Genomic DNA, 22,086 nt, shown 5'->3' with positions numbered 1-22,086 from the left:
GCCAGATTTACGTTGTTACAAACCGGCCCATGGCCATCGGCGTACCGTCATCTTCCAGAACTGGCGTACCGGCCGCCTTCTGATCCAGCAGGTAGCGGTTCGTCATGGTAGCCCAAAAACCCCACATCGGATAACTGTTACCAGTGGATAGGGTGTTTAAGGGTATCCCGGTAACCGCACTGATCAGCCTCAGTTTTTTAGGGGAGAAGGTGCCGAAAAATAATACGGCCTCGTTCCAAATCCGGGGCTGCGTCAATCCGTCCTGCATGACTACTTTAAAAATGGTATAATAGACTGGCTTGCCGGTAATGGCGTCCAGGGTATCCTTGATCAGATCCTGCACAAAATTCTCATTGGGTACCAACTGCAGGGTCAGGGTCAGCGGATGGTACAATATATCCGGGGTGCGATGGATCGTAATCACCAGGGAGTCCGTCGAAAGACCCGCCCGGATCACCGTAGTGGCTGGCAGGTCATAATTATAACCGGCCTTGGCAGTGCTGCGGCCATCCAGTGCAACCACTTTATACACCCTGTCCAGGGAGGAGGTCTTGCCCAGGACATTTACGGGGAGTCTGACGATACTGTCCGTTACGTTATCGGCGGAATACCCAAACGATGCTAGGATAGAATCGACGGCAGTATAACGGTTCCACTGCGCGGTAGCAAGAAAATATACACTTGGGTCCGCATTAAAAAGAGGAACATTCTCCTTTTTACAGGACAGCATCATCGCCATGGAGGCCAGTACCATAAAGAATACTATACTATTTTTCATATTTATTAATATTGAGGGTGAGGAAGGACATAATATCTATCGTCCATATACATATCGGAATATTCGTCTAATCCTTTTCCATCCGGGATGGTGGAGGCATTCGTCCTTTTATAATAGAACCACAGCTGCCCCTCTCCGAAAAACTCCTTTTTATATTCTTTCAGCAGCTCCGCATTGATATCCGTCCCGTCGGAAAGATCACTCAGACCCCGGTTATAGCGAACCATGTTGAGATAACCCAGCGCCAGGGTGGGATCCGTCTCGGCCTCCGCGGCGATATAATACATTTCTGATTTCCGTAGCATAGGCTGCATGTACCGGAATTTCAAGGTCAGATCCTTCACGTCGGCGTATTTTATAATACTCCGCTCGACACCGAAGTTCAGTCCCCCGAATTGGGAACGATAGCGGTAATCGTTGACACCCTCACCGCTCTGTACTTCAAAAGTCTCCGTGACCCGGAAGTCGCTGGTGGTGAGATTGATGCTGGCGGTGACAAAAATATCCGTGTATTGACTATAGAGATTCAGGTTTTGCAACGCAAATACGATCTCCGAAGAAAAAACCCTGTCGGAGTTATCGCCCTGGATGACCGCGGAAGGGTCCGACCAGGGAAATAATACATCGCTGACATCGATCACCTTTTTTGCGGCCGCCAGCGCTTCCTGTTTATTACCTGCATACAACTGCACCCTGGCTTCCAGGGCCGTTGCCGCATAAAAATTCATCCGCAGATTCCGGAAACGGAGAAAATCATTCCCGTCATTTTGTAATGCCTCTTGTTTCCCCTTGGTGATGATCGGATCGGCAGCAAGCAACCCTTCAGCCGTTTTCAGATCTGCCAGGATCTTCACAATGACCTCAGACGCGCTGAGGAAGGGCTGTGTCTCAGGAGTAGCCATAGTATAATAGGGGATGGCGGAAAGTTCCGGGTGGTTGGAATAGACCGGACCGTATAAACGCAGCAGATCGAAATGCATCATGGCGCGTAAGGCATAGGCCTCACCGGCGATGATATCGGACTCGGCCTTCGGGACAACGCCGGGATAAACGGTCAAATTGGCGATAAGCTTGTTGATGTTTGCGATGGCTTTATAGCTGCTGCTCCAGATCGTATCGATAACCGACACGGCAGAAGGAAAGGTGTAGTTATAGCTGGCAAGAGTCGACCATTGGGCGTCGGAGAAGTATCGCTGGCCCAATAATTCCACGCAGGTCGTAGAGAGGTTCTCCCCATATAAGGGCGCGGTCGGCAGCTGAAGATAGATGCCGTTCAATACGCTCTCGACACCTACCTTGCTGTTGTACAGCTGGGATTCCAAAAACTTATCGTCCGGCTTAACGTTCAGGTATTTTTTACAAGCCGGCAAGATCGTCCATCCGAAAAAAACGACCATTGCTATCATTAATTTCTTATTCATCTCTTTTAAATTATCAGGGTTAGAAAGATGCTCGTACACTAAAAGAAACAATATTGGCAAAAGGATAATCTATTCCCCTTTCGGCCTTGATGGTCGACCAATGGAAGATTTCATTCAAATAGGCGCTGAACGACAAGGCCTTCAGCCCCATGGCATCCATCCAGGGTTTGTTGATGAACTGGTAGCCCAGGTTGATAGATTCGCCGATCAGGCTATTATCCTTCTGTACGAACCGGGAAGTCGCCACACTGGATGAATAGGAAAGTCCATCATAAAGCCCCGCAGTGTATCCGATATCCACCTTTTTATATTTGGCTACATCCCCGGGTTTGAACCACCGGTCGTACAAGGCTCTTCTATCGAAATTCTGATTGACATTGTCCTGGTTGACATTTTCCACTTTATTGAAAAGGTCGTAATTGAACTGTTTGCCGCCAATCTTGTAACGAAGGTTGATGCCCAGCGTAAAACCTTTATAGTTGACATTATTGGTAATGACGCCTTCAAGCTTCGGCCGGCTATTACCAACCACCACCGCATCGGCTACATCGTATTTCAGCGTACTTTCTCCATCTTTCCTCCGATAGACTTCATTGCCTGTGGTCGGATCGATGCCCAGGGAAGGAACCGCCCAGAGATCGTCCGGGCTATAGCCGTCGATATAGCGGGCCAGGCTGGCGGCGGCCTGTGCCTGCTTGTTCAAAGACGCCAATCCGCCCGCGACAAAGTGCTGGTATTTGCTAACTGTCGTCGCGGCCGTGAGCCCAACCGTCCATACGATCTGTTGCGCAACATTATAGATCGGGGAATACCGCAGGATAGCTTCCAATCCCCTCGTATCCATGATGCCATCGTTGGTGGGATATTTGGAAAGACCGGTGGTTGATGAAAGATCCAGCACTACCACCAGGGGGTCGGTCTTCTTATCAAAGGCATTCAGGGTACCGCTGAACCGTCCCTGCCAGAGCGCGATATCCGTTCCAACACTGGTCGTCTTTGTATTCTGCCATTGCAGGTTGGGATTGGCGAGGGATTGCAGCGTGGTGCCCTGGCCGAAGATATTCGTGCCGGTATTATAGCCAAAGACCGACACGTTCGGGAAGCTGCCCAAACTCTGATTCCCCAAGGCGCCTATATTTCCCCGGATCTTGAAAAGGCTGAACACCCTTTTATCCAGGTGAAATTTGTTATGCAGGTTGATGCCAGCCCCAACCGACCAGAAATTGGTATACTGCTTGTTACTGCCAAAGGCCGTTGAGCCATCCAGCGCATAGGAGGCATCGAATAAGTAACTATTATCATACACATAGTTGGCGCTGCCCGATAATGCGTTCCGGCGATAGAGCCGTGAGGCTGCCGTCGGCCTCCCATAAGGACTATAGCCGCTTGCAAAGGCGGGATTTCCAGAACTGCCGACGGGAAAACCCACCGCGTCGAAACCCAGCTGTCCATTGCGATCCTGTTCCAGCTCCCCCCGAAGATTACCGGTGACCTGGTGAAGACCGTTGAAAGTATTCCCATACACGATCCCCAGGTTGGTACGGTAGGTGAAATTATCCGTCCGTTTATTCGTATAGCTGCCTTTTTGGGTAAAGACGGTATTGTCGTACATCGTATTCTGGGGGGATACAAAGGCTTCCTTTGTCAGAATATCTTTTAACAGCTGTAAGGACCCTTCTACCCGCAGATGGTTCGAGACCGAATAGATCATCTGCAGGTTATTGGTGATACTCAGTTTATTCGCATAATTCTTTGAAGGCAGATAGGCATTGTACAGGGGGTTGGAAGCCTTGATCGTATCAAAGAAATAGGGCGACTGATCGAGATATCGGCTGATCTGCCCGGTGGAATCAAGGGGCGTAAAATAGGGATTCGTCTGCGCATAGGTCGCGAAGGAACCATAGGGCGATTCGTTGCTGTTATAACCGCTCAGGTATAGCTTGTTGTAAATGTTCAATCGCTTATACCGGTACCGCAGATCGATGGTCCCGCCCCAGGTTTGCCTGTCCGATCCCTTCATGAGGCCGTCGTCTTTTTTGTAGTTCAGCCCGATGCCGAACTGCAGTTCATCCGATCCGCCTGAGATATACAAAGAATGCCCGTTGCTAAATCCAGTTCGGACGGGGATGTTGATCCATTGGGTATTGACCCCTCTTTTTACATTCAATAACCGTTGATTATAAAGACTGTCCAGGCCTTCATCAAAGCTGGGCCAGCCGACATGCCATCTGCCTGCCAGTTTCTCGAACTCCAGCTTCTCACCCGCATTCATAAGATTATAAGAGTTCATATCGGGCACCGATACACTGAAGTCAGCGGTATATCCTACGCTCAGCTTGCCCCTCACCGGTCTTTTAGTTTCCACTACCACAACCCCATTGGCCGCCTTGGACCCATAGGCCGCGGTAGAGGCCGCATCTTTCAATACGGTGACACTAGCCACCCGGTTCATATCAAGATTAATGATCGTCGTCAGATCGCTTTCGAATCCATCCAACACGAACAATGGCAGATTGGGATCGCCGCTAAAGACGTCCTTTACACCTTGCGTGGAAAGACTGGTCTTGCCTCTCAGCTCGATCGTGGGCAGGCTATTCGGATTACTACCCGACAAATTATTATCCACTACGATAAACGACGGATCCAGCGTCTTCAGACTCTTTATGATATTTTGGTTCCCGACGGCTTTTAGCTCATCTCCAGTCACCCTTAGCACGGCGCCGGTGAAGCTCTCCATTTTCCGGTCCATTTTCCCGGTGCTTATCACTTCACCGAGGGTAGATATGTTCAGCTTCAAGTCGATATTGATTATTTTACGGTTGCCGGGTGTAATCTCCTGTGCGACATATCCTATAGAACTGATTACCAATACCGCCTTGCCCCTTATGATGATGGTATAGTTGCCATTAACATCCGAATTCACGCCTTTCGTCGTTCCTTTTACCTGGATGCTGACCCCGGCAACGGGATTGCCTTTTTCATCCACGATATGACCGCGTACGGTATCGGGCGGAGCCGCTGCTTCCCCGGGAGGAATGAACCCATGAACGACTTCTTTCTGTTTTACCAGGATCGTCTTCTCTACTATGCTGAAACTGAGCGGCTGGTCCTTAAAACAGATGGCCAATACCTGTTCGAGGGTGGCGCCGGATACGCTGATGTCCACTTTTTTGGCGTCCTTCAACAGTTTCGATTCATAGAAGAAGTCATAGCCGGTCTGCCGCTTCACTGCCCGGAAGATCTTTTCCAGGGAGGCGTTCTTTTCAGACAGCGTAACGGTCTGAGCATACCCGCGGGCATTCACCTGCAAGCAGCCCGCCAAAATAAGGATCGCAGTCAACTTCATAATAAGCAGTTTTTCAGTCAGATGCCTTCGGTTGGGAACCAAAAAGGCAAAAAATGTCCATAAACCCATAACTTTGTTTTGGTTTGGTTAACTAATAAGCAGTGTGTCATTGTCTTTGCGGATGTCCAAACCTCCGGCCATAAGCCGGCTGCCGCTTCGGTCTCGAACCCGAGGCGGTTTTGTTTTTGGCAATCCTTTTTATTTCAATGGCGTTACAAACAGAATGATTCCAAACAGGATGGTTCTTTGGCCTGGCAGTCGTCAGTACTATGGTCTTAGGATCAGTTTTTTCCCTTCCATAGTGCAATGAATATTGCTCAATTCCAGGATCTTTAATACGGAGGAAAGGTTCTTACTTCTCGATATATCGGCGGTGAAGAATCGGTCTTCTATGTTTCCCTCATACGCTACTTCGATGTCATACCATCTCATAAGCTGTCGCATGATGCTTTTCAGGTCTGTGTCTTTGAATTGGAACCGGCCGTTTTTCCAGGCCATCGTTTCTTCCAGATCGGCATCTTCCGAAACGGTTAGTCTTCCATCCGGATGGTACTGGGCCTGCTGACCGGGCTTTAGCTGTACGGTCGCAGAGGCGGCTGAGGGCAGCGATAGGACCCTCACCGAACCTTGCAACAGCGTAACTTTTGTAGTTTTCTCGTCCTCATAGCTGTTGATATTGAAATTGGTGCCCAGGACCTCTACGTCCAGGTCCTTGTGGACGACATGAAAGGGTCTTGCGGGATCCCTCGCCACTTCAAAATAGGCTTCCCCGGTCAATTCCACTTTCCTTTGGGCGTCGACAAAAGCAGAGGGATAGGTCAGCGAGGATTCCGCATTCAGCCATACGTTGGTTCCATCGGCCAATACCACCTGATATTTTCCTTTACGGGGAACTTTTACGGAATTGAACACGACGTGGTCTGTTCCCTCACTTTGCCTATAACTCAAAGATCCTTTCTTATTGGCAATCTTCTGCCCGTTGGCCTCCATGATCGTCTGGTTCGTACTATCTTCCAACACGACCTGCGAACCGTCGGATTTCACCAGGATGGCCTTGTTGCCGCCCGGCAAAATATCGATCGCCGGAACGATCGATGGCTTTTGTGCCAGTCGCTGGTATGGAGGCCCTGACCGGAGGGCAAAATACAAACCTGTGGCGCAAACGACCGCCAATATGGAAGCCGCCACTCGTAACCAGGTCTTTTTATAGAACGGCAGGGTTCTCTTTCTTCTTAGATCCACCTCATCCAGGGATCTTTCAATAGCAGCAGCGAGCTGCGGACGGGAGTTCTCCCGGGACGCTGCTTTTTCCAGCAGCAACTCATACCGGTCAGCCACTTCTTCCGTCTTTTCTACACTGGCGCCGCGAAACCAGTCGAGGAATTGCCGGTGCTCGTCCTCCGTATGCAGGTCGTCAGCGAAGCGTTGAAGAAAATCATGGATATGAGATGGTTGCATAGTAAAAACGTGTGTCTGAATAAGAAGACGTTTTTGCGGCAAGAAAGAACAACTCCGTGTGGAAGAATTTTAAAAAATAGTTTTATAACGCATGTAAACCAATCAGGATCAAGGCAAAGGAGATCTCGCCATGTTGGGAAAGATAGCCGCGAACAAAGTCGTATGCTTCGTAGAGCTGATTTTTAACGGCCGATTTGGAAATATCCAGCTCCCGGGCGATCTCGTCGTGGGAAAGTCCTTTTTCCGTATTCATCCGGAAGATTAATTGCCGGCGTGGAGGAAGTTGAGCAATAGCTTCCTGTACAAGGTGATAGTAAGCTTTATAGTCGAGCGTATCCTGCGGCGTCTCCGGAATTTCTCTTTTTTCCAGCATGTAGCCAGCGAGGATGCGCTGCTCGACCTGGCGATGACGTATATAATCCAACGCTTTGTTGCGGGCGGCACGAAAAAGATAGGAGCGGAAAGAATTCACTCCTTGCAGGCGTTCCCGGGATTCCCAGATATGGATAAAAACGTCCTGAATGATCTCCTGTGAAGTAAAGGGAGATTTGGTGAAGAGAAAAATATATTTGTAAAGATGGTCGAGGTATTGTGTGTACAGTGCTGAAAAAGCCTGCCTGTCTCCGCGGGATGCCAATAATAGCAACTCATTCTCATTATATAGAGGGGTTTTATTCATCAGAGTGTTAACCTTGGTCGGTTACAAGTTAAATAAAAAAAGTATAAAAAAGACAGTTCTGAAATTTTGAGGCAAATATAGATTTTTTAGTATACTTATTTAATAGACTATCAAGATAATCTTCCAAGGAAATAAATGAGGCGGGAAAACAGACGGCAGAAATACCTTTATAATTGTTACATCTTCGGCATCGTCAGAATGGAGAATTCGCTTCTCAAGGCAGGCTGAATTCGATCGAATGCTCATTTTTATCGCGAAAGATTGATAAAAGGGCAAATTATACTTTTGAGGAAATAAACCTTATCGGGCAATCGTTCTTACGTCCTTAACCCCTAAAAACTACCCAATGAAAGCGTTATCGTTCATGGCTGTCATTTCTATTCTTTCTTATTCTGCGTTCGCAGAGATAACTCCCAAGACTTCCAGCCATTCTCCCCGGATCTATATCATGATGAAACACGGTAAACTTATTGAAGTGAACAATGGTCATAAAAAGCCTGTCAAAAAGGACATTGCCCTGGTCAATGAATCGACCATCCACCCCGATGGGTCTATAGATGCTGGCAGTGGCGAGTCTAAAAAATTAAAAGAAGGCCAATACATTACTATGGACGGGAAAATTCGCAATTTAAAGGATATGGCGCATCCGGAACCAGCTTCCGGGATTGCCAAGTCTCACACTAACACCAGTATGAAGGGGAAAACTCAGGGAAGGTTCAAGGCCGAGGGGCCGGGGGCCAGCGCGGAAGGTTTTCTGACAGATGCTTCGATGATCTTCCACCTTACCCGAAAAGACGTTTTGGCGAAAACACACGTGCCGCTTACGATCTCCAGAAAAGCAGATGCCGCATCGCCCAAGCTTTTGCTGTGGTGCTCCAATAAAGAAAAGATCGGCAAGATTGCCTTTACGGTGTATAATCAGGGCGATAGCAGCAAGTTTAAGGTCGTTACCCTCGGCGATGCGGTCATATCAGGAATCAAGGTGACCAAACCTGGGAAGCTCGCCGGTGGAAGCCATACCGGTGAATTGGCAGAAGAAAAGGTTACTCTACATTATAGGCATCTTTCTATTGTCTATTACCAGGGTAGTAGTATCAGCGCCACTGACAACTGGACCGTCAAAAAAAAATAAGCCGAGTAGGCTAGCAGACGAAAGAATTTTTTAACACCAGTAAAATTCCATTTTTCTGGGTTCCCGATATACCCTGGATGATCTGGCCATTCTCACCGTTGAATTCATCCGACCCCGTTCCACAGAATTTACTGGTCGACCCCCAGGGAAAGATCAAAGCAAAAAATCTTAGAGGCGAAGACCTGGATAAGCGGCTCAGGCGAGATCTATAAGCAATAGTCAATTCAGGCCCTGTTTTCAATCCGTCGTGCACCCTGGTAAGAACGGGGCTTTGCACGACGGATTGTCTTTGATATATCACCTATTGCAGAGTGGGTGTTCGGGTTATTAAATAGCTGTGGGACGGATTTACAAATATGATGTCGGACCCTTAGCGTATTATCGAGTTATAAGTGCATTTTTGTATTTAGGTATGACCCGCTGGCAAGTATGCTCAATTGCAGTCTAGTCACCGCTAAATTTTAATACAAAGAATAAGTCGGAATTCTAAAATTGTAGCGCTAGTGGTGCTATAATTTGAATGTCTTTTTGTAATCTTGTTATATTTATTTGTAAAAACATAACAAGATTAGGTGTGAATTTGTTTAATGTATTGGCACTCACATTAGTATGCTGATTGCTGAAATAACCATTTGTTAGTAAGCACCGTTTTTATATATATTAAAAGGTCAATAATTTGGTAAATAACATGCCCACTTCAATCAAAGAGCGATATCCATTAAACAAGGGCGATTTTTATATCAACAATGGGGATTGTATTACTTGTGGTGCACCGCAGGCAGAAGCGCCCGATCTCATTGAACATGCGGAGAATGATGGACATTGTTATTTTAAAAAACAACCCGAATCGGAGGCCGAATTGGATGAGGCAATCAGTGCCATGATGGTTTCTTGTATAAGCGCGTTGCGATATGGAGGAACGGATGAGAAAATATTAAGGCGGTTATTCGAAGATGGAATGGCGGATCTTTGTGATAAAATCCCCGAAAGGCAATATCCTGTCTTGGTTCGTGATCGGGTTTCATTTAATTTTGAGGGCTTAATAATTGAATTAGCGAACCTACTGATCGCTAAGTTTACTTCTCTGGGATCGCATGTTATCATAGACGGGAACACTTGCAACCAGACCAATCATTTTAGTTTTGTTAATCGATGGTCCCGAGGGGCAAGAGGGATTTTATATGATTGCAAAAAGCACTTGAGCGATGGCTATACTCTACAAATTAGCGGTGAAAAAGGGAAAATAATTGAAAGCACAATCGGGCTTGGTTCTTTGCTCCATGATTTTTTGAAAGTGGATTCCCGGATTACGAATATAAAATGGTTTGCAAGGAATACGTCTGACGACATATTTTATGACAAGCCGTATTAACAAATAATGAACTTTGAGCTGTCGCCGTAAATAATCGCCTATGGGCTTATTTCGGAAGATAACTTCACTCTTTAATAACCCTTCAGAACCGACTGTCTCCTTTACACAGGCGGAACGAACAATGATGTGGCAGGAAAAACAGCGTGACCTCGGCGATTTCACCTATGAGGAGGACGGGTTTACTTTCTCTTTTAAGGATGATCCCCAAAAAATGCTATGGGCGGAGATCGAAAGATTAATCGCATATAAGGTGGATCTTATGGCTGTGGACGAAATTTGTATGGACATTTTCTGGAATGGATGGCAGACAACGATTACCGAAGAAACACCAGGTTGGTACCAATTCGTGGAAAGAACAAAGGTGGTGTTCCCGGACATCCCGAAAAACTGGGATGGCGAAATCATGCACCCTCCTTTTGCCAGGAATGAAATGCTCCTCTACCAAAGAAATAAAGGACAATAGGCGTGAAACCAGAAAATTCCGGAAAGATATATCGATTTGCTATGGACCATGGTTTAGGCTATGGATTTGCCGAAGTGTATGACTTTACAGATGATTCTCTTTTCGATGGACGTTACGTATATGTTTACGATAGGGTGGAAGGAGCAATTCGAAAAGACTATGACATGGCCAATATTCGATCATCGAAGATCGCTCTGGGACCAGTTACGCTGTTCAAATTTCCGAATGTAAAAGGAATCCGGTCTTGGAAGTATTTGTTTCAAACCAATGACTTTTTAATAACGACTCGCCCCGATTCCAAAGTACTAAGAGGCATGCATAATAAGAATGATAATTGGGCGGAGCTGTCCGACTGGTATAAGTCACCCTATAATATGCAAAAGATGCCGGATTATGTAGACTATGAGGAAGTTTAGCCAGCACCTAAAAGAAGCTACTAAAATGGTTGCGGAGTTGACTAAACAGTTTTGCTTCAATGAACTCCCCGAGCACTACCAATATCCTTACGCCCAATGCGCGAACCGTTGATCAAAATGATGAACATTTGACGAAGCCGGAAATAGCTGTGTTACAAAAGTGGAACCAACAGGAAAATCGACTATTAATGGCCGAACAAGTGGTGAATTTATTGCACGCCCCACCTTTCCTCATGCTGGTTCCTATTCCTCACAACTACGACGAAGGAGTCCGATTTGATATTAATTGGAAAAAGAAAAAATTTGGTCGCAAATCTATATACGCAAAAAGATCATCGGCAGAATTCTACAAGCGTTATTTTTTTCCGTCGCCTACAGGGTAAGGAGGATCGTGAATCTACGAACCCAATAAAACCCATCCCGGCATCGTTAGTGTGAAAACTTAATCCATGAAAAAGCTCCTTTTCCTATTTTACCTGTCCCCGCTTTTCTCGCCGTGGCCTACCATCGCCTACCTCAACACACATACTACACTTTTAGCCGGCGACACCGTCTTCCTCAAGTCAGGTGATACCTTCAACGAAGCCCTGGTTCTCAAATTCAGTGGTTCAGCAGCCGCGCATATCGTCTTTAGCACCTATGGCGGTACGGCAAGGGCGATCACCAGCGGATTCTACACCCTGACAGGAGGCACACAGATGGGTACCAGCAATATTTACGAATTCTACTGCCCGGGACTTACCCAAAGGACGAATATGCTAGTCATGGACGGTATCCCCCAGGCAATGGGGCGCTGGCCGGATACTGGCTATCGCACTTATACTGTCCCTACAGCTAATACCATTACCGACCCCGGTATCCCCGTAACGCCGAATTGGGCGTGAGCCTACCTCGTAAATCATAGCGAATACTACATCATCGACCTGGTACAAATTCCAGGCAGCGTTTTTATGGGCAATAACCCTCAAATTAATATCAGACAGTCAGAAAGAAAATACCCGATAAGCAATCTTCTGCGATCAGTCCTGTTTTTGCCCCTATATCAAGCCTGAAAATTCTCAAGTATGTAATTGACAGGCTTAACCTAAAAATTGGCCACTTGCCTGTTTAGCGTTCGCCTTTATGCCTTAGTCGAAGATACTTTTGTGCAATAAACGTAAAGATGGTGCTCATTTTAAAAGTCCGTGACCTTCTTCTAACAGCATCGAATTGACGTTTTAAAGAATGTTTTGGGAAGAGAATATTATCTAACTGATTTTTAAAATTTAAACCAAATGACAACAACAACAAAAATTCTTGCCAGTACAATGCTTACCGGAGCAATGGCTTTCCAGGCAGGATCAGCTAATGCGCAGATGGAATTGGCATCAGTTGAAAAAACCAGCGAAACAATTCGCCCTTTTACCGTCCATATTCCGAATGCAGACCTTGAAGATCTTCGCAAACGAATTCAGGATACCCGCTGGCCAGGCAAAGAAACTGTTTCCGATCAGTCGCAGGGAGTAAAGCTTGCTGAATTACATGGCTTAGTACAATATTGGGGTTACGATTATGATTGGAGAAAAGCGGAAGCCAGGCTAAACGCTTATCCGCAGTTTATCACAAATATTGATGGTGTTGATATTCATTTCCTTCACATTCGCTCAAAAGAGCCGAATGCCCTACCCATAATTATTAGTCATGGATGGCCTGGTTCAGTAGTTGAACTGTTGAGCATTATTGATCCTTTAACCAATCCTGCAGCCCATGGCGGAAAGGCTGAAGATGCTTTTGACGTTGTGATACCTTCTTTGCCAGGTTTTGGTTTTTCCGGCAAGCCAATGGAAGCGGGATGGGATAATTATCGCATTGCTAAAGCATGGGGTGTACTGATGAATCGTCTTGGATATAAACGCTATGTTGCACAAGGCGGCGATTGGGGTGCGGGTATTGTCAATGCAATTGCGCTGCAGGCCCCTGCCGGGTTACTGGGTATTCATAGTAATTTACCAGCTACATTACCTGCAGAAGCTGGGAAGGCGCTTGGAAGTGGCGTCGCGCCGGCAGGATTTTCCACGGAAGAACTGGCTGCCTTTAATCACGTTGTAAAATCAATAAAAGAAGGCGGGTTTATCTACAAGACGACAATGACGGCAAGGCCACAAGCCGTGGGTTACGGTCTGACAGATTCCCCCACCGGACTAGCAGCATGGCTCCTTTTACACCCTGGTTTTGCCAATTGGTCTTTTGGAGCAGATCCCAAACAGTCGCCAACAAAAGATGAGGTGCTGGATAACTTCTCCCTCTATTGGCTGACTAACACTGCTGTCTCCGCAGCACGGATTTATTGGGAAAACAGAAACACCGAAGTGATCAGTGCGGGCGCGCAAAAAACCGACCAGATAAAATTGCCGGTGGCGATTACCGTATTTCCGGAAGATGTTTATACTTCTCCGGAATCATGGGCACGCCGTGCTTACTCAAACCTGATTTACTTCCACACGGTGGATAAAGGAGGGCACTTCGCTGCCTGGGGGCAACCACAATTATTCACGGAAGAAATGCGTGCTGCCTTTAAGTCGCTGCGTTAGTTGTACCAAGGGGTAACGCACCCATGTGTGTTACCCCAATAATAGAAAACTATTGGATCACAATTTTCCGGATCTCGCTGTTCTTATCGCTGGTTTGAATCCTAAGAAAATAGATCCCTTTTGAAAAATTTTCAAGGTTCAGCTGATTCATCCCTTTTTTTACACGGTAAACCTTTATCGTCGCTCCCATTGTATTGATCAGACAGGCCGAAAGAGTCTGGTCGCCGCTGGTTTCTATCTCCATCTGTACCAAATGATTATAGGTTGGCACTGGTGAAAGCCGGATAAGCATTCCGCTGGCGGTAAATTGAAGTAGTTTCGTGACGGAGATTGTTGATTTTCCATCGATGTCTTTCTCCACTATCCGGTAAAAATTCTTTCCCTCCAGAGGCTGGTTGTCCGGGAAAAAATAATCGGCAGCCGCAGCGCCGGAAGGATTGCCCGATACTTCCCCGATGGCCGTAAAATTCATTCCGTCTGCACTTCTTTCAATGACATATTTGTCGACATGGAGCTCGCCATTTACCGTCCAATGCAGCAAGGCCGTCTTATTTTGATTGCGGGCGTCAAAACTTAAAAAATGCACCGGCAGCGGGACGGAACTAAATGTGGAGATCGTATTACTGCCCGATAACAGGGTACCTGTACTGGTGAAAGCACTGGTCAGACTGATGGCGCCCTTTTCGGTCCGGAGGGAAATATCATCGATATACCATCCTTCGTCCCGGGATGGATCGTCGCTGGCGACATTATCACTGGCAAACCGGAATCGGATCCTGCCTATCATGCCGGCAAAGCCGGTCAACGGGATGATGGTTTGTACAAATCCGCCGCCGCTGCTCCCTGAGAAGGCCTTCCGGCTGCCGATCCCGTTATTGGAAGGGTCGATCGTATTGTTATAGCCATTTTGCGCCATGTAGGACCCCAGGTCCTGCCAGCTGCTGCCGCCATTGGTGGATAGCTCTACCACGCCACCGTCCCAGGTGGCATCTGTTTCATACCAATGCCAGAAAGAGAGGGTCGAGATTGAGTCCAAAAGGAGGTCGCCGGATGTCAATGTAAAGTCTGTCGTAGTGGATTTATCGGCGGCAAACCACGAGTTAGCGGGGCTGTGTGAGCGTGCGGTGCTTGCCACAAAATTCGTACTGCCATTGGTGACCGCCGGGGTCCAGCTATAAGATGCGGGATCCCTCGTATCGTTGATAAGGATATTCTGAGCCGTATAGGACCCGGCTACACTGGCCTGGACCGTAAAGGTCCTGACCTCGCCTGCGGCGAAGTTGAGCCCGTCAAAATGGACATAGGGAGCCGTATAGCTCCCCCCCGGTGAAGAGACATAAGTTAGATTCCGGGAAAGGGTATCAACTATGCGAACGCCGGAAAGCGGCGTACAATCGCAATAGGCCTTGATGGTATAGGTAATATGATCACCCTGTACAAGATTAGTCTTGTCAACCGTCTGTACAATGCCGAGCCCTTGTGGCAGGTCGGTTGCTGCCGTCTGGTCGGTGGTGCTATTTACACTGCCCTGTTTCGCGCTCTTGCCCATGCCTCTTCTACTGAAAGCGTTCCAGATCGCGCATTTATGCGCATAATTGTACAGGATGGAATCTGCCTTTAAAATGGCATCCCGGCCATCGAGGAAACCCGGGTCGCAGGGCTGGTATTTCATTCCTTCGATCACCAGCTGCAGGGCAATATTATTACCCTTGTTACCGTGATAGATATCGGGGTCGATGCCTTCTTGCTGGATAATATTCCAGGTCATGTCCCAGATGGCACCGCACCAGATCTCCCCCACGGTATGCGGCTCACTGTTCGCAATACCGGCCAGATTGCTATAGTTCCAGGGATTGACGGTCAGGTCCGTCGAATAAGGATAGGTGCGTATACCCTTTTGCGCAGTAGTCTGATTAAAGACATAGGTGCCGATGGGTCGCGGCCTGGGGCCATCGCTCGCCGTTGCGGTGGACCAATTGGTGGTAACCATCAGGGCCAGGTAGTCGCTCCACCCTTCCCCCATTTGTTCCAGGTCGTTAAGACAGTCAGTATGCGAAGGCCCGCCGGTGAGGCGATTGGAAATGCCGTGGGTATATTCGTGCGCTATGACTCCATTGTCCAAGGACCCATCGCGATTTACGCCGACAGCGGACAGCGTGCCGTTAAGACCGGTCAGATTGTTTTTTAGCGTGGTGCCATCAGTCAGGGAGATCATTACAGATGGTATCCTTATCGTGGTGTCGGCTGGTTTCGCGCCGATGGCCGTGGGCGCACCTGTAACGTTGTTGACGATGATAACGGCGATGGCTCCGGCGTTCTGCGCGGCTTTGATCTTGGCGACTAAACTACAGCCCCCGCCCCGGTCGATCAACACAATCCTGTCCACAAGACTGGCCGCATTGCTAAACCCGCCGACGGCACAGCCCTGGTGTGTGGAGGCGGCTATATCGTTCGCCAGCACGATATCCGCCGTGACCGGACCGGTAGTTGTCAATTGACTCTGGATGCTGATGCTTCCTACGGAAACCTGATAATCAGCAACAAGGGGCGACGGGCTATTGACATGAAACGCGGAGCCTGTAGCTGTATTCCACTGGAACATGCGCATTTTCGGGTTTTCGCCATCGGGCGGGGTGCTAAAATCGGAGTTGTTGATACTCGCTCCGTCTTCCGCAAAGGCATTCACATAGTCGCCGCCCAATCCGCCTCTCCCCTGGTTGCTCTCCTGGAAATTGCCCGCTGCTTCATCAAATCCATATTGGTAGCTGATATCGTGCATAATATTATTCCAATAGAACAGGTTGTCCATCGCCGCGCGGATATTTGAGTAAGTAGTAGGGCTGGCAGATGGATCGATATTGCGGTCAAAGGTCAGGCCCGGACTGTTGGTAATGGAAGTATCTGCAAAACCTGTGGTATTGCTGGTCCCATCGATATCCTGTTGCGCCCACACATTATTCCCGCGTGTATAGTCAAAATTGGTCGTATTGTCAAAATGCCAGCCTATAGAAATGGCGTCATTACCCGCTCCCGCCTTCAACCAGGGATTGAGGTCCAACGCCCGTGGCCCATAATTGGCTGATTCCAGCGGGAAAGGATAGACGCGGTAGGAGGCGCTGCTAACTGCCGGCGGGGCCGGTGGAACATTTCCCTCTCCCTTTCCCAAATTCTCATCGCCCTTCGTGCCTGTACCCATCCCCATTATCGCTGCCTCATTTCCAGGAGCATCCACACACTCCCCACCAGCCCTTTCAGAAACGACAAGACTGCTCTTCCCGAGCACTTCCCCCGTCTGTGCATCGATCCGAACCAACCAATCTCCATTACCATCGGGCGAAACGATCCGTACGTTCCAGGAAAGTCTTACCTGCTTCCCCTCATTCACCGGCAACCAGACCAGGTCCGAACCAATATTCCTTTTAGAAATCCCCGTCGAACGGTAAACAAAACGCTGACGGACATCATCTTTCTGAATCATCCTGGGCTCCTGTATAAAAGGAATATGCAGATGGCCGGCCGCAAAACGGATCGCCTGTACTGCATTCACCGCAAAAGTTACTCTCGGGCCGGGGCCTCCACCCGCGCCGGAAGCCCCAGTAATACTCACTCCACTATTTCCACCAGCAACAGACCTTGCTTCCACCCTTGTCGCTATTCGCGGGATAAAATCCGCCTTTTTCCCGATCAACGAATCATTCCTGAAAATATATACGCCTATTACATTGTATACAGGAACACCGAGATAGGCCTGTTGCAGATAAACCAGGAAAGTACCGGACTTTTTGTCGAAATAGGAGTCCGTAACCTCGTAGCTGTCGAGTGTGGCTTGATTGAGACCGCTGACCTGCAGATTTTTATGCAGCAGATTCATCGCTTTTTGTCTTGCAGCAGCCGTGTCTCCCGGCAATTGTGCCGGCGTCTCCTGCGTCTGTTGCGTCTGCGCCTTCGCAGGCAGCATTAAAAATAGAAACACTCCCAAAAAAATGATTGCCCCTTTGCAAAAGGTGTAGAGAATACGCATAAGCTTATATAATTGATTATTTTCGGGAAATAAAAAAGGGAAGATCAGTGGAATCGGTTAAATCGTATATTCTGCTAAATATCGAAATAATAGATATACCATTTATTTTTTCGCTTATCTATTTAGTCATTGGCGGGTTTCATTGAGCAGATAACAGCATCCTCCTGCGAAAATCGCTAACTGCCGCCGGCTCAGTGAATTCCGCCATCTGCTAAATCTATGATGAATGGGCTGGTCAATGGGCTAGATTGTGGTACATAAAACGAGTAAACTTTCGGGTGACCATCATCGCTTATAAAAAGGTACAGTTTAGGGAACCGGATAAAATTTCCGAGTCAACTTATATTTATTACAAGCAACTCCTTTCGGAAGATCCGAATGTTGAACTGACTAATGCTCCGCTGAATTTTATCGGTCATTTCAGCCGTACGTTTAGAAATTTGTTATGGTTGCTGGCGGCCTGTCTGCTGCTTAGCCTAATGCAGGCCTGTTTTTTCAACCCTTCCTTCCGTAAACCGGACGCCATTAGCCTTACCATACTGGTTATTACCCTGATCATCGGATTTATTGCTCTGGGGCTGTTGCTGCAGGTGCTCCTGGAAGGGCCGTCTTATGCCAGCTTTTTGAAGGATAGCAGCAGGTATTTTGATCATATGAAAGAGGCCATCAGGAATAGCCAGGATTACCCCAATTTTATGAATGGCTTTTATTCCGGGAGCAAAGGACATTTTAAGACTTCAAATTCCCCGCTAAAGAAGCAGCCCCTTTCAGCAGACCGTTTTTTAACGGACGTCTTTTATCTCATTGACCTATATTGGTGGATGGTATTTTTACTAGGCGCGGTCTTGTTCTTTGGCAGAAAATTATTCTAAAATTTTACTACAACGATGAAAAAATTATTACACTACGTGGTTCTAACCTTTGGCATAGTTCTTACAGCCCATGCCCAAACAGTAACACCGGCCGGGGAAAAAGTTGCCTGGCAGACCCTTTACCGGCAGGCACGGCAGATGGGCCAGGCCTTTATTACCGGTGACTACAAAACCTTTTCAAAATTCATGCACCCCGCGTTGGTCAAGCTGTCCGGTGGCATCGGCAATTTAGAAGCCGCATTGGTTAAAGTTGACGGCGAGATGCGTTCGAAGGGGATAAAGGTCACCAGGATTGACTTTGGCGCGCCCTCCAAAATTGTTCGCCAGGCAAAGGAATGGCAATGTACATTACTGCAGCAGACCGATTACCAACTGCCATCCGGGAAAATCCGCAGTACCTCGACCTTGATCGCCGTGTCCGCGGATAGCGGCGCCAGTTGGACCTTTATCGACACGTCGAACAAAGACATGCAGGCCATCCGAACGATGCTGCCCAATCTGAGCAGCGCCATCAGCATACCGCCCGCCGGCCCGCCTGTTCGTTTGCCCTGATTGAAAAAAGATTACAAATGTTTATTATGAGGTAATTTACAGTAAATTTAGCGATGTCGTGTCTACGCTGGCTCATTTCATGGCTTTGTTGTTGTTGGATGACCGGTCCTGTTCTTGCCCAGGAGACCATTGCCACTCCCATGCCTGAACGTTATATTTTCAGGATGATCGACAATACCAATGGACTTATCAGTAATGAGGTCTATGCAATCACACAGGACAAGAAAGGCTATATGTGGATTGGCGGGTCAAAGGGATTACAACGATATGATGGATTACGATTTTTAAATTGTCCCAGTGGGAACCCATTGACAGTCGCCTACCTTTACCCGGATGACGAACATGACAGAGTCTTATTTTATAAGTCGGACAGAAATCTTTACCAATGGAGTTTCAGGTATAACCGGGCCGATTCCACGCCGGACGATTATTCGTTGTTGCGGACCCGGTACGGCGGAGACACCTGGTTAGTACACCCGACAAAGGGGCTATTGCTGGAGCGCGGGAATCAGACCTATTCTACTGAATTCAATCCTATTCATCATCCCGTACTGGAAGGGCTGAGTGTCCCCTCTTCTTCCATTCGAAAGGCCTTGCTGGACTGCCGGGGAAATCTCTGGCTGATCAGTTGGTCCCACCAGTTCTATCGCTACCATTACCCTACCGGAAAATTGTATAAATATTCGATTGCCGATATACTCAGGAGAGAAGGCATGGCAAAAACGCTACCTGGATGGGTGTCTGCTGTCTTCGAAGACGACCATAAGAAGTTGTGGTTCGCGACGGGCATGGCGGGATTGCTGCAATATGACGCATACAAGGATAAATTCCTCTACCTGCTACATGAGCCGGACAATAACCTTGCCCTGCAATACAATCACAATATTGGCGGCATTTTTCAGGACAGGGAAGAAAATATCTGGCTGGCAACTGATAAAGGCGTCTGTATATTCAATCCGTACAGGCAGTATTTCAGCCGCTATGGCCAACGTGATATCGGAGCGGAAATTGTGACGGCCGCCTGGACACAGAATAAAGAGTTATACGTGGGAAGCTGGGGGAATGGCCTGCTGATCTACGATACGGCATTCCGGCTGAAAAAACATATTTTTTTTCCCGGCATGTATGAACAGAATATGGTGTGGAGCTTTCTTCAGCAGCAGGACGGTGAAATCTGGGCCGGCTGCCAGCATGGCTTTTTGCACATCATCGATCCGCTTACCCACTCGCTGCATACCATTTGCCCTCCTGAAATGGAACGGTCGACCATCAAATGTATGATAAAGGATCATTCGGGCAATACGCTTCTTGGCCTGCAAAACGGAAAAGTCGTGACATGGGATTGGCATCAGCGGCGATTCTTAACCTGTTCGACCAGCGATCCGGCGTTGTCGTTCACAGGAATAGAAAGTATGTATGTCGATGCCGATGGATTTTGCTGGGTAGGTACCGGCAACGGACTGAGCGGATTCGACACCCGTGAAAGAACATTTATCGGTAACTGGCGGCCATCGTCACTGAATAGTTTTATCTGCAGGGGCATTACCGCGTATAACGACTCCGTCCTCATCGTCGGTTCCCAGGATAATGGGCTGTGGTTTTTCAACAGGCATTCCAGGATGTTCACCCGGATAGCCGTCAACGAAGAGCAGTCTTCCTGGTCCGCCAATGCAATTGCAAAAGACAGCGCGGGAAATATCTGGTTTACGACGGACTATAATGTGTGCCGGTACGAACCGGCTACCAAAGGCTTCTACTCCTGCCGCCCTGAAAAGGGACTGGCTAAGGGCTACTTTTCAGGGAACACCTTTTTAACAGACGGGAATGGGGAGCCTGGACCGGCGAACCAAAATTTAACGACAGGAGGCGGGAAGTGGATGACCTGGACGCATTCGGAGCTGGTTTGTTTTGATCCACAGGAAATAGCCGCTGTTCAAAATAAGAAAACAGCTCCGTCCATCACCCAGTTCCGGGTCTTTGGCAACCCCGTATTCGTTGACAGCTTTCTAAGAACAGAAAAACCTGTAAAGCTGTCTTACCGGGACAATTTCATCGGAATAGAATTCTCCGATCTACAGTTCTCAGGCATCCAGCGAACAAAGTATTATTACCGGCTGGTTGGCGTAGACAAGGACTGGGTGCACGGAGGGGCGGGCGGATATGCGGGTTATACCAATCTTTCACCCGGGAAATACCTGTTCCGGGTACGCACGGACAGCGCCAACAATGAAAAGAACGTCACTTCGATGGCGATCTGGATTGCTGCTCCTTTCTGGGCCACCTGGTGGTTCCGGGCCATAGGTGTACTAATGATCATCTTGCTTGTCGTTGGATTGGTCCGATGGTATGAATATGGCCTGCGGAAGGAATCGCGGATGAAACAACAGCTTGCCAGTACTGAAATGATGGCGTTAAGGGCCCAGATGAACCCACATTTTATTTTCAATTGTATCAACAGTATCGATGCACTGATACAAAGCAATGACAAGTACCTGGCGACCGTGTATCTGAACAAGTTCGCCAGGTTGCTCCGGAGTATTCTGGACAGCTCCAAACAACATACGGTAACGCTGGCGCGGGACCTGGAGACACTACAACTGTATATCGATCTGGAACTTTTCCGGAGCGAGCATGCATTTACCGCTGAAATAAAGGTGGACGACGAAATACTGGCTGAGGACTTCAGAGTACCCCCGCTGATCATTCAGCCTTATGTAGAGAACGCCATCATACATGGGCTGCGCAACCGCCAGGGCGGTAATGGCCACCTCCTCATCGATGTCTTCAGGGAAGAGGACCATCTCGTCTACCGAATAGAAGACAATGGGGTCGGCCGGGACGCTGCCGGTTTAAGATCCACGCATCGTTCTTACGGAATGGAGATGGGCCGCGACCGGGTCAATCTTTTCAACGGCGGGGAAAATATCCCGGTGGTAGTAACCGATCTGCGGAAAGATGGGCATGCCGTAGGAACCAAGGTCCAGGTATATTTAAAAATCAGCTGAC

General features: G+C 48.1%; 16 protein-coding genes. 10 read left to right on the top strand and 6 right to left on the bottom strand.

Annotated features, from left to right (window positions below; genetic code table 11):
* Positions 1-7 precede the first annotated feature (7 nt).
* The 5 genes from ACX0G9_RS04520 to ACX0G9_RS04500 form a co-directional block, all read right to left on the bottom strand.
* Positions 8-778 (bottom strand): DUF4843 domain-containing protein, encoded by a 771-nt coding sequence (locus ACX0G9_RS04520; RefSeq protein ID WP_459063660.1) that lies wholly within the window; start codon positions 776-778, stop codon positions 8-10.
* 5 nt (positions 779-783) lie between these two features.
* Positions 784-2,199 carry a RagB/SusD family nutrient uptake outer membrane protein gene (locus ACX0G9_RS04515; protein ID WP_459063659.1) on the bottom strand — a complete coding sequence of 472 codons (1,416 nt, stop codon included), beginning with the start codon at positions 2,197-2,199 and terminating at the stop codon, positions 784-786.
* 19 nt (positions 2,200-2,218) lie between these two features.
* Positions 2,219-5,545 (bottom strand): SusC/RagA family TonB-linked outer membrane protein, encoded by a 3,327-nt coding sequence (locus tag ACX0G9_RS04510; protein WP_459063658.1) that lies wholly within the window; start codon positions 5,543-5,545, stop codon positions 2,219-2,221.
* Between the two features lie 267 nt (positions 5,546-5,812).
* Positions 5,813-7,003 carry a FecR family protein gene (locus tag ACX0G9_RS04505; RefSeq protein WP_459063657.1) on the bottom strand — a complete coding sequence of 397 codons (1,191 nt, stop codon included), beginning with the start codon at positions 7,001-7,003 and terminating at the stop codon, positions 5,813-5,815.
* An 82-nt stretch (positions 7,004-7,085) separates the two neighbouring features.
* A complete protein-coding gene (locus ACX0G9_RS04500; RefSeq protein ID WP_459063656.1) occupies positions 7,086-7,682 on the bottom strand; it encodes an RNA polymerase sigma factor in 597 nt (198 codons plus the stop codon).
* Between the two features lie 346 nt (positions 7,683-8,028).
* On the opposite strand from ACX0G9_RS04500, the gene ACX0G9_RS04495 reads away from it, so the two are divergent.
* The 7 genes from ACX0G9_RS04495 (at position 8,029) to ACX0G9_RS04465 (ending at position 13,635) form a co-directional block, all read left to right on the top strand.
* Positions 8,029-8,814 (top strand): DUF6799 domain-containing protein, encoded by a 786-nt coding sequence (locus ACX0G9_RS04495; RefSeq protein ID WP_459063655.1) that lies wholly within the window; start codon positions 8,029-8,031, stop codon positions 8,812-8,814.
* Between the two features lie 688 nt (positions 8,815-9,502).
* Positions 9,503-10,186, top strand: coding sequence for a ferredoxin (locus tag ACX0G9_RS04490; protein WP_459063654.1), 684 nt, complete (start codon positions 9,503-9,505; stop codon positions 10,184-10,186).
* 40 nt (positions 10,187-10,226) lie between these two features.
* Entirely contained in the window at positions 10,227-10,649 is a 423-nt protein-coding gene (locus ACX0G9_RS04485; RefSeq protein WP_459063653.1) for a hypothetical protein, read from the top strand.
* Positions 10,650-10,690: 41 nt separating this feature from the next.
* The gene (locus ACX0G9_RS04480; protein WP_459063652.1) at positions 10,691-11,065 is read left to right on the top strand and encodes a hypothetical protein; all 375 of its coding nucleotides are present in this window, start codon (positions 10,691-10,693) and stop codon (positions 11,063-11,065) included.
* Positions 11,066-11,124: 59 nt separating this feature from the next.
* Complete coding sequence (locus ACX0G9_RS04475) at positions 11,125-11,448, top strand: hypothetical protein (protein ID WP_459063651.1); 324 nt, start codon at positions 11,125-11,127, stop codon at positions 11,446-11,448.
* A 66-nt stretch (positions 11,449-11,514) separates the two neighbouring features.
* Positions 11,515-11,949, top strand: coding sequence for a hypothetical protein (locus ACX0G9_RS04470; RefSeq protein WP_459063650.1), 435 nt, complete (start codon positions 11,515-11,517; stop codon positions 11,947-11,949).
* 390 nt (positions 11,950-12,339) lie between these two features.
* Positions 12,340-13,635, top strand: a complete 1,296-nt coding sequence (locus tag ACX0G9_RS04465; RefSeq protein ID WP_459063649.1) for an epoxide hydrolase family protein — start codon at positions 12,340-12,342, stop codon at positions 13,633-13,635.
* A gap of 49 nt (positions 13,636-13,684) precedes the next feature.
* Here the strand turns inward: ACX0G9_RS04465 and ACX0G9_RS04460 are convergent, their stop codons facing one another.
* Positions 13,685-17,656 (bottom strand): M36 family metallopeptidase, encoded by a 3,972-nt coding sequence (locus ACX0G9_RS04460; RefSeq protein WP_459063648.1) that lies wholly within the window; start codon positions 17,654-17,656, stop codon positions 13,685-13,687.
* A 278-nt stretch (positions 17,657-17,934) separates the two neighbouring features.
* Between ACX0G9_RS04460 and ACX0G9_RS04455 the strand changes: the two genes are divergently transcribed.
* The 3 genes from ACX0G9_RS04455 (at position 17,935) to ACX0G9_RS04445 (ending at position 22,085) form a co-directional block, all read left to right on the top strand.
* Positions 17,935-18,528, top strand: a complete 594-nt coding sequence (locus ACX0G9_RS04455) for a hypothetical protein (protein WP_459063647.1) — start codon at positions 17,935-17,937, stop codon at positions 18,526-18,528.
* Between the two features lie 15 nt (positions 18,529-18,543).
* Complete coding sequence (locus tag ACX0G9_RS04450) at positions 18,544-19,080, top strand: hypothetical protein (protein ID WP_459063646.1); 537 nt, start codon at positions 18,544-18,546, stop codon at positions 19,078-19,080.
* Between the two features lie 98 nt (positions 19,081-19,178).
* Complete coding sequence (locus tag ACX0G9_RS04445; RefSeq protein ID WP_459063645.1) at positions 19,179-22,085, top strand: histidine kinase; 2,907 nt, start codon at positions 19,179-19,181, stop codon at positions 22,083-22,085.
* Position 22,086: the final 1 nt, after the last annotated feature.

It is taken from the genome of Flavitalea flava, assembly GCF_054461575.1.
This window is presented reverse-complemented; position numbering and strand designations above follow the sequence as displayed.

What these genes read in the sequence shown, in the direction of transcription:
- ACX0G9_RS04520 (WP_459063660.1), bottom strand. Translation starts at nt 778, where the DNA reads ATGAAAAATAGTATAGTATTCTTTATGGTACTGGCCTCCATGGCGATG.
- ACX0G9_RS04515 (WP_459063659.1), bottom strand. Translation starts at nt 2,199, where the DNA reads ATGAATAAGAAATTAATGATAGCAATGGTCGTTTTTTTCGGATGGACG.
- ACX0G9_RS04510 (WP_459063658.1), bottom strand. Translation starts at nt 5,545, where the DNA reads ATGAAGTTGACTGCGATCCTTATTTTGGCGGGCTGCTTGCAGGTGAAT.
- ACX0G9_RS04505 (WP_459063657.1), bottom strand. Translation starts at nt 7,003, where the DNA reads ATGCAACCATCTCATATCCATGATTTTCTTCAACGCTTCGCTGACGAC.
- ACX0G9_RS04500 (WP_459063656.1), bottom strand. Translation starts at nt 7,682, where the DNA reads ATGAATAAAACCCCTCTATATAATGAGAATGAGTTGCTATTATTGGCA.
- ACX0G9_RS04495 (WP_459063655.1), top strand. Translation starts at nt 8,029, where the DNA reads ATGAAAGCGTTATCGTTCATGGCTGTCATTTCTATTCTTTCTTATTCT.
- ACX0G9_RS04490 (WP_459063654.1), top strand. Translation starts at nt 9,503, where the DNA reads ATGCCCACTTCAATCAAAGAGCGATATCCATTAAACAAGGGCGATTTT.
- ACX0G9_RS04485 (WP_459063653.1), top strand. Translation starts at nt 10,227, where the DNA reads ATGGGCTTATTTCGGAAGATAACTTCACTCTTTAATAACCCTTCAGAA.
- ACX0G9_RS04480 (WP_459063652.1), top strand. Translation starts at nt 10,691, where the DNA reads ATGGACCATGGTTTAGGCTATGGATTTGCCGAAGTGTATGACTTTACA.
- ACX0G9_RS04475 (WP_459063651.1), top strand. Translation starts at nt 11,125, where the DNA reads ATGAACTCCCCGAGCACTACCAATATCCTTACGCCCAATGCGCGAACC.
- ACX0G9_RS04470 (WP_459063650.1), top strand. Translation starts at nt 11,515, where the DNA reads ATGAAAAAGCTCCTTTTCCTATTTTACCTGTCCCCGCTTTTCTCGCCG.
- ACX0G9_RS04465 (WP_459063649.1), top strand. Translation starts at nt 12,340, where the DNA reads ATGACAACAACAACAAAAATTCTTGCCAGTACAATGCTTACCGGAGCA.
- ACX0G9_RS04460 (WP_459063648.1), bottom strand. Translation starts at nt 17,656, where the DNA reads ATGCGTATTCTCTACACCTTTTGCAAAGGGGCAATCATTTTTTTGGGA.
- ACX0G9_RS04450 (WP_459063646.1), top strand. Translation starts at nt 18,544, where the DNA reads ATGAAAAAATTATTACACTACGTGGTTCTAACCTTTGGCATAGTTCTT.
- ACX0G9_RS04445 (WP_459063645.1), top strand. Translation starts at nt 19,179, where the DNA reads ATGACCGGTCCTGTTCTTGCCCAGGAGACCATTGCCACTCCCATGCCT.